Source organism: Algoriphagus litoralis (assembly GCF_003259255.1).
Taxonomy (GTDB): Bacteria; Bacteroidota; Bacteroidia; order Cytophagales; family Cyclobacteriaceae; genus Algoriphagus; species Algoriphagus litoralis.
On sequence record NZ_QGOL01000007.1, the window covers coordinates 387,137 to 400,654 of the forward strand.

Sequence of the window (13,518 nt, forward strand, 5' to 3'; positions counted from 1 at the left end):
GCTCCTTACTTTTCATCGTTGATTACCGATCTCCGAGCTTTGATTTCTGCAGCACGCTGCTTATCAACTCCCCAAACTTTTCCTGCTTCTGCATCCTCCAATAGCTGATCGATATAGCCTTGGCTCAGTGTTGTATTGTCCTTGTATTTGATCCGAAGCTCATCAAGTCGTCTGTGTAAATCCTCCCGAATCTCAGCATAAGCGGGGTCGTTATAGACATTTTTCAATTCTTGAGGATCCCTGACCCGATCAATCAATTCCCATTGATCCTCCACAAAATAATAGTGGATGAGCTTGTACTCTTTGGTCACAATGGCATAGTGACGATTGACCATGTGCTCTGCCGGATATTCATAATAATGGTAATAAACTGCATCACGGGTCCATTTTTCGGTATTTCCGAAAAGTAAAGGTAACAAACTTTCGCCCTGCATGTCGGCTGGGGAAGGAACCCCGGCTGCTTCAAGGAAAGTTTGAGCAAAATCCAGATTCTGGACCAGTGCGTCCGAGCGTGTTCCAGCTTTTACTTTTTCAGGCCAAGCAATTAGAAGTGGGGTTTTGAAGGATTCATCATAGACAAATCGCTTGTCATACCAGCCGTGCTCCCCGAGGTAAAAACCCTGATCAGAGGTATAGACGATGATGGTATTTTCCATCAGGTCATTGGCTTCAAGATAATCCAAAAGACGACCAATATTCTCGTCCACTGCCTTGATTGTACCCAGATAGTCCTGCATGTAGCGTTGGTATTTCCAGCGCATTTGGTCTTCCTTGGACATGGTAGGATAGGCTTTGACAAATTCCTCATTGATGGGATCGTAGTACTTCTTGAAGTTTTCAGCCTGAGCCGGAGTAAATCGCTTCATCTGATTGATGAAGCGGCTGGTGTCATATCCTCCCACATCGGCAATTCCCAACTGCTTGAGTACTTCTGGATTAAGTTTATTGTCTCCTGACCAACCCATGTGAGTCAAAATATTCATTTCCGCCTCGCCAGCGGCAGAAGTCCGTCCTGAGTAATCATCAAATAAGGTCGCAGGTTCAGGAAAACTACGCTGCGTAAATTCAGCCATATGGCGCTCAGCCATCAACCAAGGTCGATGGGGCGATTTATGCAAGTACATCAGCATAAAAGGCTGATGGGGTTTACGTTCCTTTTCCAGCCAATCCAAAGTCATGTCAGTGACGATATCGGTCACGTACCCCTCGACTTGGATATTTCCTTCGTTTTTGGTGATAAAGTCTGGATTGTAATAGGAGCCCTGACCAGGAAGAATCTTAAACTGGTCAAATCCTTTGGGATTGTTGCCAAAGTGGAGTTTGCCAAACATGGCCGTTTGATATCCCGCCTGCTGTAAGAGTTGAGGAAAAGTCACGTTGGTTGTATCAAAGGGAAAGTGATTGTCAATTTTCCCGTTCAGGTGCGAATGCTTTCCTGTCAGAATCGTCGCTCGGCTCGGGGCACAGATGGAATTGGTGACAGAAGCTTGGGTGAAGAGCATCCCCATTTTGGCAATCCGATCGATATTTGGCGTCTCGATCAAGGTAGTATCATAAGCCGAAATCGCCTGATAGGCATGATCATCGGACATGATAAAAATGATGTTTGGGCGCTCATTGGCAGTATTTTTCTCCTGGCTACAAGAGATGATCAAAATACAAAATATCAAAAGAAAAAGTATATTGTGATTCCTCATGTTTTTCTGGATAGGGTAAAATTCATTGGAGACCATCACTTTTTCCTTTCCTCCAGAATCTTTCTCGTCACTTCCTTGTTCGCAGCACCAAACTGTCCGGTTTGTTCCAATCGATCCAGATACCGATCCAGATAGCTTTGGGAGATTTCCTTGCTGTCCCCGTATTTTTCCCGCAAGCCTTCCAGTTTTTGATGCAATTCTGCCTTGATCTCGGCGTAAGCGGGATCATCGTAGACATTTTTGAGTTCCTTAGGGTCATTAATCCGATCGATCAATTCCCATTCGTCTGTATCGAAATAGTAATGTGTCAGCTTATATTCCTTGGTCACAATGGCATAGTGTCGCTTGACCATGTGAACTGACGGATACTCATAATAGTGATAGTAAACCGCGTCACGAGTCCATTTTTCGGTATCACCGGTCAATAACGGAATCAAACTTTCTCCTTGCATATCGGACGGAGCCGGAATTCCTGCAGCATCCAAAAAGGTCTGCGCAAAGTCCAGATTTTGCACCATTTCATCCATTTTACTTCCAGCTTTTACTTTTCCCGGCCAAGCCACCAACAGCGGTGTCTTGAAGCTTTCATCATACACAAATCGCTTGTCAAACCAGCCATGCTCGCCCAAGTAAAATCCCTGATCTGAGGTATAAACAATGATGGTATTCTTCATCAGTCCATTTTCCTCCAAATAATCCAACACCCGACCGACGTTTTCATCCACCGAAGCAATGGTCCCGAGGTAATCCTGCATGTAGCGCTGATATCGCCACTGCATTTTTTCCTTTTCGCTCATGCTTGGAAAGGCTTTCTTGAATGCATCATTTACAGGTAGATAGTATTTATTCCAGGTCGCACGCTGAGCGGAGTCCAATCTACCAACTTCCCGCTGGAAAGCTCCCTTGTCCCAGCCAGAAGCATCGGGAATACCCAACTCATCCATTACCTCAGGATAGATCTTGGAATCACCAGCCCAATTCATATGCTTGAGCAGATTCATCTCGGCTTCTTTTGCAGCTCTTCCCCTTCCTGAGTAATCATCAAACAAGGTCGCAGGTTCAGGAAAAGTACGCTGGGTGTATTCGGCTAAATGCCGTTCTGCTGGAAGCCATTCCCGATGCGGAGCTTTATGCAAATACATCAACATAAAGGGTTGATCAGCCTTTCGCTCATTCTGAAGCCAGTCCAAAGTCATGTCTGTAACGATATCGGTGACATAGCCCTGGACTTTGATTGTTCCTTCATTTTTGGTGATAAAATCCGGATTGTAATAGGCTCCCTGACCAGGAAGAATCTTGAATTGGTCGAAGCCTTTTGGATTGTTGCCAAAGTGAAGCTTGCCAAACATCGCCGTCTGGTACCCCGCATTCTGGAAGAGTTGCGGAAAAGTAACGTTGGTTGTATCGAATGGAAAATCATTATCAATCTTGCCATTGATATGCGAATGCTTCCCTGTCAGAATCGTCGCCCGACTTGGCGCGCAAATGGAATTGGTGACGGTAGCATTGGTGAAAAGCATCCCCATTTGGGCGATTCGGTCGATGTTGGGCGTTTCGATCAGGTGATTGCTGTAGGCCGAAATGGCTTGATAGGCATGATCATCCGACATGATGAAGATGATGTTTGGCCGACTGGAAATCTCCTCTTTTTGATTAGCACAGGAAGTGAAAATTAATAAAACCAAAAAGAGGTAGAGAAAGAAATGGGATCGATTTGACATAGCCACAGATACTTTGGTGAATGAAACCTAGATCGAACTTAAGCTAAAAGCGAGTTTTTATTTGGCCAATTATCAAAAAATCGAAATCAGGTGAGAAAAAAGTATTCCTCCTTCAAGTCAGACTATTTCCTTGATTTCTTCCAAAGCTCAGACCAGTCCGTCTCCAGAAAATTTGGACCGGTGGTCATTTCGGAATGCACCACTCCCGGATAACCCGTATTCCACTCCATCAACTGGATTTTGCCAAATCGATCCATAACCAAATCCCAACCAATAATTCCCATGGTCCCTTCCAAATCGTGCAATTCCTCGCATCTTTTGACCATTTTACTAAAGTCGGGGATTACCTGTCCTTTCCATTCGATCTTTGAATCGGGATGATGGTCTAGTATGTTCCAATCAGAATCTAAGGAAAACTGACCCAAGACACCAGCTGAGCTTACGCCTATCACTAACCTCGAGGTAGAAGTGACCCGATCTACCCCATCTCTGCCAAACCGCATAAAAGCGGCCTGCTTCTTCGCTGGCTTCCCCCAGGGTTTTACCGTCGTGATTCGAAGGGTGGCCACGCTATCTGAGGAAAACCGAGCATACCATTCATGCTGCTCAATTGGAAACTGGACAACGAAATCACACAATTTTCCCTCATCCAAGACTGCAAAGTCCTTTTCTGCCAAGCGATAAAAACCCTGCCCACGCATAGACGAATTGGTTTTTATAATAATTTCAGCTGATCGGGAGAAAAAATAGCTTTTCGCTTCTGGTTTGGTCATTTGTAGTCCATCAGCAGAAATCCAGCACCCACGCACAAAATAGCCCAAATCAGGCATCTCTTCAGCCTTTAGGATCCTCTTGGCCAAATGACGCAGGTCACTGATCGAACTGTGAAATCCATTCGTCCGAGGCAAAACATGCCGGTGAAAATAATTGTCAGGAATCCAGCCTTCTTTGAATTCTCCTTGATAGACTGCATAAGCCTTTAAGCCAGGTGCAAAACGTATGGATCCCAGTTTTTCAGTGGCATAAATCTCTATTTGCTTTTCTTGCTGAGCGCTAAGGCGATGGGAAGGAAGCGTCATCAATATTGCGCTGATAGCCTTTTCGGCGATTACTTTCTGTTCTTTATCATGTTTTAAATAGACTTGTTCAGCCGAAAATGATTTGGCTTTTTTCTTTAAAAATGAAAACAATTTCATTTTGGATATGGGTTATTGTTTGGCTGCAAAACCTGAAATTATTGAAAAAAACCGAGGTCCTTTGATTTCATTTTTGGAAAATGTCTCTGCAAAATTCCAAGTCCGATTTTTCAGTATTTATTGGTTGACCTAATCAAAAAGATGCCGCTTAATCTTTGGATTGGCTGAAAACTTTTAAAATTCAACAAATCACTGGAGGCTTGCCAAAAAGCCTTTTTTCACTTAATTAGTAGGCTATAATCCCTACTCAAATGACCCACTCACGATTTTCGATTTTTCTTCTTTCAGGATTAGCCTTTTGTTGGATTTCCTGTGGTTCGCCGCAATCAGACCTTGCCACTAACGAAGATCCGGTAAACCTCCAAAATCCACAATTTCGATTAATTGAGACAGATACCTTTCATTTCAACAATTTCGTGGATTGCAACATGGCAGAGGTATGGGTTGGAGATACCCTTCGTATTTTTCCGGGCAAATATGGCGAGGATCCCGTGTGGGGTTTTGCCAACGACCTGAAATTTGCATCGGGCGCGAATGCTGATGAGGTGTTCAGCACACCAGCCGAAGAATACATTGCACCAACTTTACCTAAAAACGCAGCTGTCGGGCAACCCGGACTTCATGGGGCGGTTTGGTTTGAAACCGTTTATCAGGATCAACGGGATCCTACAGGTCGGACACTTTATGCGATTTATCACAATGAAAACTATCCCGAAACACTTCCATTCAACGAGGAGACCGGAGAGGGATATATTGACAAAGACTGGCCTTTAGGCCTCACCGAACGAATCACGCCAGCGGCGGTTCCTCGAATCGGAGTGATGAAATCTACAGACGGTGGATGGAATTGGGAAAACAAGGGTCTCTTCCTCGAAGACAACCAAGACCGGATGATCCTCAAGCCACACAATACTTCCAAGACATTCGCAGGAGGAGTAGGCGATCCCTCTGCCGTTGCAGTGGGAGAATACTTGTACCTTTTTTATGGGGAGTATGGCTATCCAGGCGAATACGATCCTGCCACCTACTCTCCCGAAACAGAATGGAGTGGGCAGTGTATCAGCATCGCAAGAATTAAAATTTCGGATTTAGACGATCCACAGGGCAAAGGAATGAGATGGGATGGCAATGGATTTAATGCCGCTTGGGACGGAATAGGAAAACCTGTAAAATCACTTCAAATACCTATGGAATCTGGTGGAGGCCCTGCATCTTCTCCCGCGGGCGGTTTCCATTGGGGACCTTCTGTCAGTTGGAATACCCATCTAGAAAGCTGGGTCATGCTGATGGGGAAAGTAGAAGGTCAATCTTGGTTTGGGGACGAAATTTACATTTCATTCAATCCGCACAAGGACCTAGGAGATGGTGATAATTCTCAGGCTTGGTCCACACCGCAGCTTTTATTGAAGAAGCCCGGTCATGTCCTCTGGTATCCATCTTTGCAGCCGTTGAATTCACCGGAAGATATAGCAGCAAAGAATACAAGTCTAAGATTGGGCAAGAAGGCTAGGTTGTTTTTCAAATACTCAGATCTTGGAAAGTATATGTCAGAATATATCATAGAATTTGAAAAACCAGAGGCAGCAAAAAATCCCTTATAAACCGAAGGGATTTTATGAAGGGCCCACAAAAACGGAAATCAGATTATCTGGGGTTAAATTTCCGGAGCAGTTCCTCTTTCCTCCTAGATGCCACTTCTACCTCAGTTCCATCTTTCAGCACCAAAAAACCTCCTTTTCCTTTGTTGTAAAATTTAACCTCTCGAAGGTTGATTAGGTGAGAATTATGCACCCGGAAAAATCCATGAGCACTCAAGATCGATTCATATTCCTTCAGTGTCTTGGCCACGGTGAGCTTTCTCGTATCCCGAAGAAAAATATGGGTATAGTTCACATCTGCCTGGCAGCGGATAATTTCCTCGGGACTCACATATTCCAGCCCAAAAAGTGTAGGTAAACCGATTTTGACCGGGAGTTTTTCTTGCTTCAACTCAGCGATCAACTCCATCATCTGCTCCACTGCGTCAGGTTTGGCGATGCTTTTTTCCATTTTTCGGATCGCCTCTGCTAGCTCGTCCCGGTCGACCGGCTTGAGCAAATAGTCCAAAGCAGAGACTTTGATTGCCTTTAAGGCATACTCCTGATGTGCAGTAGTGAAAATCACCTTAAACTCAATTTTGGGCAATTTCCTCATCAAATCAAAAGCCGTTTGATCCTTAATTTCCACATCGAAGAAGACCAAGTCCGGTGTGTTTTTGCTTAAATAGTCCACCACTTCCGCAGGGCTTTTCAGCCACTTTTCCACAGATACTTGATGTGAATGATAGCGCTCAAGTAAAGTCAGCAGTCTTTCGGCACTTTGGGGTTCGTCTTCGACGATTATGCATTGCATCATGAGAATTTCATTGAATTAGGTTGAGCAATAGTCAGTTGGACTTCAAAACCTGGGGAGAGATTTTTCCAAAAAATAGATAGCGCGCTCTGGCCATTCTTAAAATTGAGGTTTTCCAGCCTATTTTTCACTAGGTTCATTCCCATAGAGTGGTGTTTTTCAGGAATCTGGACAAATTCCTTCATGCCGGTCCCATTATCACGGAGTACCAAAAGGCAGGATTCATCCTGATTCAACACTTTGAGCGTTATTAAGCCTTCTTCTTTGCTCGGGGCGATTCCGTGCCAAATGCTGTTTTCAACCAAAGGCTGTAGCAAAAGTGGTGGAATCATCAGAAGCGAATCATCCACATCCTCTTCCAAAATCACCTCAAAATCAATTTTCTTCCCCAATCTTAGCGACTCGATCGTAATGTAATCCCGAATCAGACTGATTTCCTCACGGAGTGAAATTTCCTTAACCTCAGAATATTCCAAAATCCTCCGGATTAGTCTGGAAAAACGTGTGAGGTAGCGGTCGGCCTCCTCCGGCTGATTTTTCAGTAAAAAATTACTGATCGAACTCAGGGCATTGAAGATAAAGTGAGGGTTCATCTGTGCTTTGAGCGCTTTCAGCTCGAGTTCGGCCATTTGGGCTCTTAGTTCCGACTCCAACTTCTGACGTTTATTCCTAGCCTGCTGCCGAAAAGCCCAAAATCCCCCACCCCCAAAAAGCAAAACTGCTCCAATTCCCAATAAATACAGACTGGCTTTTAGCTGCTCACTTTCTTTCTCCAATTCCAGCAGCTGCTTTTCGGATTCAAAGGCTTCCTTTAGCTCTTTCTCTTGGGTTTCGAATTCATAGCCGATCTGTAAGCTGAGTTGTTTTTTCTCATTTTCATCATTGAAAATACTGTCCTGAAAGACCTGAAAGTTCTGAAAGGAACGAAGCGAGTTCAGGTAATCATGCGCTTCCTCCTGACTTTCTGACAAGGCCTTCCAAGCAGCCCGCTGGGCTTCGAGCGATTCGGATTCCTGGGCAAGACTGAGTGCTCGCTGCTCAAGCTCCAGCGCTTTTTGAAGATTTTTGGCAAAAAAATCACTTTTTTCAAGCTTTGCCAGTTGAAGCAAAACCGTGGAGAGGCCGAGTTTTTCTCCGATTTCTGAGTAAAAAACTGCGGCACTGTCAAGGTACTTTCTTGCCAATGCTACGTTTTTCTTTTCCGAATACAAACTTCCCAAAGCTGTAAAATCCGATGCCACGCGGCGCTTATTTCCGATCTCCTTGTTCAGGATCAAGGCCTCTGAAAAAAGCTTTTCGGCTTCTGCGATCTTTCCCCGGAGCTGCAGTACTGCACCCAAATTACCAAGTGAACTGGCTTCCATCTGCTTAAAACCTTCCTGACGGTAGAGTTCGGTAGCCTTCCGATGATAGGATTCGGCCTCGGTAAGTTGGTTTAGGTTTTTATAGACCAAACCGAGGTTGGTATATAAATTTCCTCTCTCCCAGACGTCCTGATCTTCAGTTTGGCGGAGAGCTTTGAGGAAATATTCCATGGCTTTAGGGTAGTCCGCCAAAGCCAGAAAAACCACCCCTGTGTTCATTTGACTATTCAGAATATTTTTCCTGAGTCCCAAATCCTGAAAGATCGCTGTAGAAGCTTCATGACTCTCTAAAGCCCCGCGATAGTCTCCTTGGTTGTATTTGATCAGGGCGATATTATTCATTGCACTGGCCTGACCCTTGCGGTTTCCTGATTTTTGATGGGCATGGAGCACTTGAAGATACGATTCCAGTGCGAGGGAATCTTGGCCTTGATACCAATAATTGACACCCCGGTTATTGATGGAAGTGATGGCTTTGTCAGTCAGACCAAGCCTAGAGCTCAGCACATAGGCCGAATCTGAATACCTGAGACCCACCATTGGATCAATACCTGCATAGTAAAAGGACAGGTCATTGTAAATAGCTACCCGTACCGTATCGTGGAGACCGGGTTTGGTAAGCTCAAGACGAAGTGAATCAATCTGACTTTGGCCCCAAGCATGAAAAACAGAAAGAAAAAACCCAACAAAAAAAACAAGAGTCCTCATCTTCAATAAACTAGAGAAAAAAAATAGGGAATTTTTACAGAAAAAAGCCATTCAGCAGATTAAATAAGCGGATTCCAGCAGAAAATAATTGAAAGGTGACAGCGAATTGATCCGGGATTAACTTTCCCTCAAAAATCTCATTGTCATGGAAAAACTCAAGTTTGTATTGTTCGCAGTGATGCTATTGGCGGCGACTTCTTCATGGTCGCAGACCTTTGAAAAAGGCACAAAAGTCGCCTCTTTAGGAATTGGAATCGGGAGTTCTTTAGGAAGCTTTGACTACAGCACTCAAGTCCCCGGTATCAGCCTGATGTATGAGCAGGGAATAGCGCAGGCGGGAAATGTAGGCGTGATAGGTCTGGGTGGCTATGTCGGCTATAAAAGCTTTACATACAAAACTTCCGCCGGATCTATCGATGCGACATCTAAGTGGAACTATACCATTATTGGGATCAGAGGAGCACTTCACTTTACTGGTATCAATGTTGACCATCTGGATGTTTATGGAGGATTGATGGCGAGCTATAACCTACTGAATTACAGCTATTCCGATAATTCGGGGTTCAACACGGGCAATACAGGTAATTTTGGGAACACCGCCGGACTGACACTTTTTGCAGGAGCGAGATACTATTTCGAAGAAAATCTTGGTGCATTTGCGGAGCTTGGCTACGGGGTTGCATACCTTAATCTTGGCCTTTCACTGAAATTTTGAACAACACTTCAGGGGGTTTGGTCCAGCAATTTCATGCGAAATTGACCCTCTGTCAGTCTCCGCTCCTGATTTCCCACACTCAAGTTGGTCACCGGTCCAGTGAGCAGGGCAGAAAAAGTCCCTTCCACCCACTCATCTGTAATCGAAGTGAAGCGAAATATCGCATTATCCTTGACTACCAACAACGGGAAATTCTCCTCCAAAAGCACAGCATTGTATAGTTGCCCTTCTTCATCAGAATAGGTAAAAAGAATGCGTGTGACAGGTACACCTTGATATAAAATAGCGTCCTGCATGTCGTAATCCACCCCTTCAGCAAAGGGAGATTCGTTTCTGATGGTGAATTGGATAAAATTACTCGTGCCAGTACTGCCAGGTCCGAGCACCTGGACACCCGCATTGAAAATTGATCCATTTGCATCAAAACTAAATCCCATCCTATCAAAAGGTCCCGGAATAAATTCCCTTGATACTCCATCAGACTTGAACCGAATGTACCCTTCCTGAACAGATGGCTGATCTTCAGCATCACTGGAACAGCCGGTAAATACAACAACTCCCAAAAGGAGACTCAATACAACTAGTGATTTTTTCATGACTTTTTATGAAAATTTACCCTGCCGCTTGTATTCTATAAATCGCTACTTATTTCTGGCAGCCATTGATTTATTTTTTGCACCGAAACCTGATTTCCTGAATAAAAAAAAACAGGAATCTGGTATCTATGCCGGGGAATCCCAGAGGGGATTGGGGGGATTTTTGAAATAAACCAAAAACCAGTTTTTGCCTTAATCTGAATTTCAATTCATCGTTTCGGGGCAGGCATTGATCTGAGACAGGAACCGTCCTTCATTTTTCCAAAAGATTCTTTCTAGTATCTTAAGGTCCAATTAATTCAGCTTCCCATGAACCGACTTGTTTACTTCGCTTTTTTCCTCGGTATGCTCTTTCTTCCGCAGGGACTCACTGCCCAAAATCTTAAAAACCGAATCCAACCCGGGAAAATTTACAACTCCGGCGACTCGATCTATACCCCACGGTACGGATTTAGCGGAGTGATACCGGAGGGATGGGTTGGTGTACTGCCAAGGGAGACGGAAGTATTCCTGTTGAATTCTACCTCAGGTACTTTTGGTGAGATTTTTATTTTTGGTAGGGAAAAAGTCGACTTAAATCAACTGGCCGAAAGCTGGAAATCGGGGGTCAATGTATCAGAGACAGTTACCCTCCGAGCTACGGATCCAAAGATCGAAGGTGATTTACTCTATGCCCATGCCGAGGCCACTGGCAATTACCTTCCTCCAAAAGATTACAGGGCCTTTGCTGCGACGCGCTGCGGGGATGCCTGCATCACTGTTTTGGTGATTTCCTTAGAGCAAAACGCTGAAATGGCGAACCAATCGGCTTTAGACCTTCTCAAATCCGCCTCACTATCACACCCTAGGGAAGTGGATCCCTACGAGGATTTTGATTGGAATGAATTTCTTTCAGGCAAGTTGCTGATTTCCTATGAGGGTTTTGTCGGAGCAAAACAAGAGACCAAAGTTAACCTTTGCGGCAATGGAACCTTCCGAGCCGCCATTTCAAAAAAAGGAATGATGAAAGATTCCAATCCGGAATACAAAGGCTCGATGAAAGGAAAATGGTCGGTAGAAGGCAGAAATGCCGAAGCGATATTGACCTTAACTTTTGATAAGAAAGGCCTCGCTCCTTTCGTGGCCAATCTGAAATTTATCAACGAAGAGCTTTTTGTAAATGGAGAAAAACACTTCGCCAGCCAATCCGGAAAATGCGACTAAAACCTCGATGGTGACAAAATCATGAATTCAAAAGCCTGAAATCTCTATTTCGGGCTTTTATTTTTTGGATGAAGTAAAAAAAATTCCTGCATGAGCTTTTATAAAATTAGCTTCCCCGCTTGGTAGATTAAGCCTTATTTTTTTTTAAAAAATCTGAGTTTTTACAAATTTCCATTTTTAAAAATTATGTTTATCTATTTTTTTATTTAAGTTAAAATATTTTTCAGGTAATATTCAATTTTTAAAAACTTTATCAATTCACTTTTCGAATAAATTACCAAAACTGGCTTGATTTTGGACCAACCACATGCAACCTTTCTTTCTCCAAACTCATCTACCTAATTGAAAGCAAAACCTAATGGAAAAAAGCTAAACCAATTCAAAACACCAGTATCCCCAACCCCATCGAAAATAAATCCACTACTAAACCACACTCCAAATGAAAACTCGATTTAACCCCCGATTACTAACCTTGGGACTAAGCTTCCTGATTCTCTTGGGATTCGCTACACCAAGTCAAGCTGAGAGCAAGAATTACTCTGGAATCAGCTTTCAAGTTTTCTACGATGAGCTAGCACCCTATGGAGACTGGGTCAAGGATGCCCGATACGGGTACATATGGCTCCCTGCAGTTCGACAGGATTTTCATCCTTATGGAACTGAGGGACATTGGGTCATGACCGAATTTGGCAATACCTGGGTATCCTACTATGATTGGGGCTGGGCACCTTTTCACTACGGCAGATGGTATTTTGACGACTACTTCCAAAGCTGGGCCTGGATCCCAGGCTACGAATGGGGACCGGCTTGGGTGAGCTGGAGAACAGGTGGGGGCTACTATGGCTGGGCACCAATGGGGCCTGGGGTATCGGTCAATATTCGGGTGAATCTCCCTGCGTTTCATTGGGTTTTTCTCCCAAGACACCGCATCTATCACCACTATGCCTATCGGTATTGTCCGCCTCAAAGAACTCGTGTCAAAATCTATAATAACACTACGATCATCAACAACACCTATGTATACAACAACCAAACCTATGTAGCAGGCCCATCCAGACGAGAGCTGCAGCAAGTGACAGGAAGAAATGTGCCGGTATACCAAGTCAGAAACAGCAACTCACCCGGTAGAGCCTCCGTTTCCCGAAACTCATTAAACGTGTACAGACCGGAAATTCAACCTTCCAGAAATGCAAGTGTCAATTCAAGACCTTCCAGAGTACTAGAGGCCGATCAGGCAAAAAGTAGCCGATCCAATAGAACACTTAATGAAAACGCTCCTAGCAGAAACTCTTCAGCAGGATCAACTGCTCCTAGCAGAACATTGGAATCTTCCGGAAGAAGCGGACAAAATTCAGACGTGTCATCTGGCAGAACTACTCCAAGCAGAGGTACCAGTCCTGCAATAAATGAAGGTACTCAACGACCAAAAGTGACGCCAATGCCGAATGAATCCAGAAGCAGAAGCACCGGACCTGCCCAAACCGAAAGACCGGAAACCAGACAGTCTGTTCCGTCCAGATCAACTGAAACCAGACCTTCGACCAGTCCAAGCTCGAGAAGCTCGGCTCCTGTAGGTAGACCTTCTGGTGAGGTGAACCGAACCGAAAGCAGAACTTCGGCTCCTAGCAGAGGAACTGTCCAGCAGTCCAGACCATCCCAAGCACCTGCAAGGACTCAGGAATCCCGGACTCAGACACCTCAAGTAAGAAGTAGCGCTCCTGCGAGATCACAGTCTCCTGCACCTACAAGAACGCAAACAAGCAGACCTTCCCCGCAAGTAAAGTCAACTGCCCCAGCTGCCAGGAAAGAAGCCCCGGCTACTCCAAGCAGAGGCAGCTCCACTTCTGGAAGAGGAAATAGCAGAAACAATTAAAAAGTAAATTAAACCAACTAATTAAGCATGGATTCGAAAGAACCCATGCTTTTT

The 13,518-nt window shown here is 44.5% G+C and carries 10 protein-coding genes; 4 read left to right on the forward strand and 6 right to left on the reverse strand.

The window, feature by feature from the left end; all coding sequences use genetic code 11:
* Nucleotides 1-5 precede the first annotated feature (5 nt).
* From DK188_RS09375 to DK188_RS09385, 3 genes are all read right to left on the reverse strand, one after another.
* Nucleotides 6-1,697: a sulfatase family protein gene (locus DK188_RS09375; RefSeq protein ID WP_111670631.1), complete on the reverse strand. Its 1,692-nt coding sequence runs from the start codon at nucleotides 1,695-1,697 to the stop codon at nucleotides 6-8.
* A gap of 35 nt (nucleotides 1,698-1,732) precedes the next feature.
* Entirely contained in the window at nucleotides 1,733-3,418 is a 1,686-nt protein-coding gene (locus DK188_RS09380) for a sulfatase family protein (RefSeq protein WP_111670545.1), read from the reverse strand.
* Nucleotides 3,419-3,540: 122 nt separating this feature from the next.
* Nucleotides 3,541-4,614 (reverse strand): sugar-transfer associated ATP-grasp domain-containing protein, encoded by a 1,074-nt coding sequence (locus DK188_RS09385; RefSeq protein WP_111670546.1) that lies wholly within the window; start codon nucleotides 4,612-4,614, stop codon nucleotides 3,541-3,543.
* A gap of 251 nt (nucleotides 4,615-4,865) precedes the next feature.
* Between DK188_RS09385 and DK188_RS09390 the strand changes: the two genes are divergently transcribed.
* Nucleotides 4,866-6,215, forward strand: coding sequence for a hypothetical protein (locus DK188_RS09390; RefSeq protein WP_111670547.1), 1,350 nt, complete (start codon nucleotides 4,866-4,868; stop codon nucleotides 6,213-6,215).
* A gap of 43 nt (nucleotides 6,216-6,258) precedes the next feature.
* On the opposite strand, the gene DK188_RS09395 is transcribed toward DK188_RS09390, so the two are convergent.
* Both DK188_RS09395 and DK188_RS09400 read right to left on the reverse strand, forming a co-directional pair.
* Complete coding sequence (locus tag DK188_RS09395; protein ID WP_111670548.1) at nucleotides 6,259-7,008, reverse strand: LytR/AlgR family response regulator transcription factor; 750 nt, start codon at nucleotides 7,006-7,008, stop codon at nucleotides 6,259-6,261.
* Complete coding sequence (locus DK188_RS09400; RefSeq protein ID WP_198672993.1) at nucleotides 7,005-9,077, reverse strand: tetratricopeptide repeat-containing sensor histidine kinase; 2,073 nt, start codon at nucleotides 9,075-9,077, stop codon at nucleotides 7,005-7,007. The genes DK188_RS09395 and DK188_RS09400 overlap by 4 nt, the downstream gene beginning before the upstream one ends.
* 145 nt (nucleotides 9,078-9,222) lie before the next feature.
* Here DK188_RS09400 and DK188_RS09405 point away from each other — a divergent pair, with 145 nt between their 5' ends.
* A complete protein-coding gene (locus DK188_RS09405) occupies nucleotides 9,223-9,792 on the forward strand; it encodes a hypothetical protein (protein ID WP_111670550.1) in 570 nt (189 codons plus the stop codon).
* A gap of 8 nt (nucleotides 9,793-9,800) precedes the next feature.
* On the opposite strand, the gene DK188_RS09410 is transcribed toward DK188_RS09405, so the two are convergent.
* Entirely contained in the window at nucleotides 9,801-10,388 is a 588-nt protein-coding gene (locus DK188_RS09410; protein ID WP_111670551.1) for a hypothetical protein, read from the reverse strand.
* Nucleotides 10,389-10,697: 309 nt separating this feature from the next.
* Here DK188_RS09410 and DK188_RS09415 point away from each other — a divergent pair, with 309 nt between their 5' ends.
* Both DK188_RS09415 and DK188_RS09420 read left to right on the forward strand, forming a co-directional pair.
* A complete protein-coding gene (locus tag DK188_RS09415) occupies nucleotides 10,698-11,591 on the forward strand; it encodes a hypothetical protein (RefSeq protein WP_111670552.1) in 894 nt (297 codons plus the stop codon).
* A gap of 439 nt (nucleotides 11,592-12,030) precedes the next feature.
* Nucleotides 12,031-13,464, forward strand: coding sequence for a DUF6600 domain-containing protein (locus DK188_RS09420; protein WP_157963209.1), 1,434 nt, complete (start codon nucleotides 12,031-12,033; stop codon nucleotides 13,462-13,464).
* The last annotated feature ends 54 nt before the right edge of the window (nucleotides 13,465-13,518 follow it).

Bases quoted from the DNA above. Each gene is read 5' to 3' on its own strand.
- DK188_RS09375 (WP_111670631.1), bottom strand. From the start codon at position 1,697: ATGAGGAATCACAATATACTTTTTCTTTTGATATTTTGTATTTTGATC.
- DK188_RS09380 (WP_111670545.1), bottom strand. From the start codon at position 3,418: ATGTCAAATCGATCCCATTTCTTTCTCTACCTCTTTTTGGTTTTATTA.
- DK188_RS09385 (WP_111670546.1), bottom strand. From the start codon at position 4,614: ATGAAATTGTTTTCATTTTTAAAGAAAAAAGCCAAATCATTTTCGGCT.
- DK188_RS09390 (WP_111670547.1), top strand. From the start codon at position 4,866: ATGACCCACTCACGATTTTCGATTTTTCTTCTTTCAGGATTAGCCTTT.
- DK188_RS09395 (WP_111670548.1), bottom strand. From the start codon at position 7,008: ATGATGCAATGCATAATCGTCGAAGACGAACCCCAAAGTGCCGAAAGA.
- DK188_RS09400 (WP_198672993.1), bottom strand. From the start codon at position 9,077: ATGAGGACTCTTGTTTTTTTTGTTGGGTTTTTTCTTTCTGTTTTTCAT.
- DK188_RS09405 (WP_111670550.1), top strand. From the start codon at position 9,223: ATGGAAAAACTCAAGTTTGTATTGTTCGCAGTGATGCTATTGGCGGCG.
- DK188_RS09410 (WP_111670551.1), bottom strand. From the start codon at position 10,388: ATGAAAAAATCACTAGTTGTATTGAGTCTCCTTTTGGGAGTTGTTGTA.
- DK188_RS09415 (WP_111670552.1), top strand. From the start codon at position 10,698: ATGAACCGACTTGTTTACTTCGCTTTTTTCCTCGGTATGCTCTTTCTT.
- DK188_RS09420 (WP_157963209.1), top strand. From the start codon at position 12,031: ATGAAAACTCGATTTAACCCCCGATTACTAACCTTGGGACTAAGCTTC.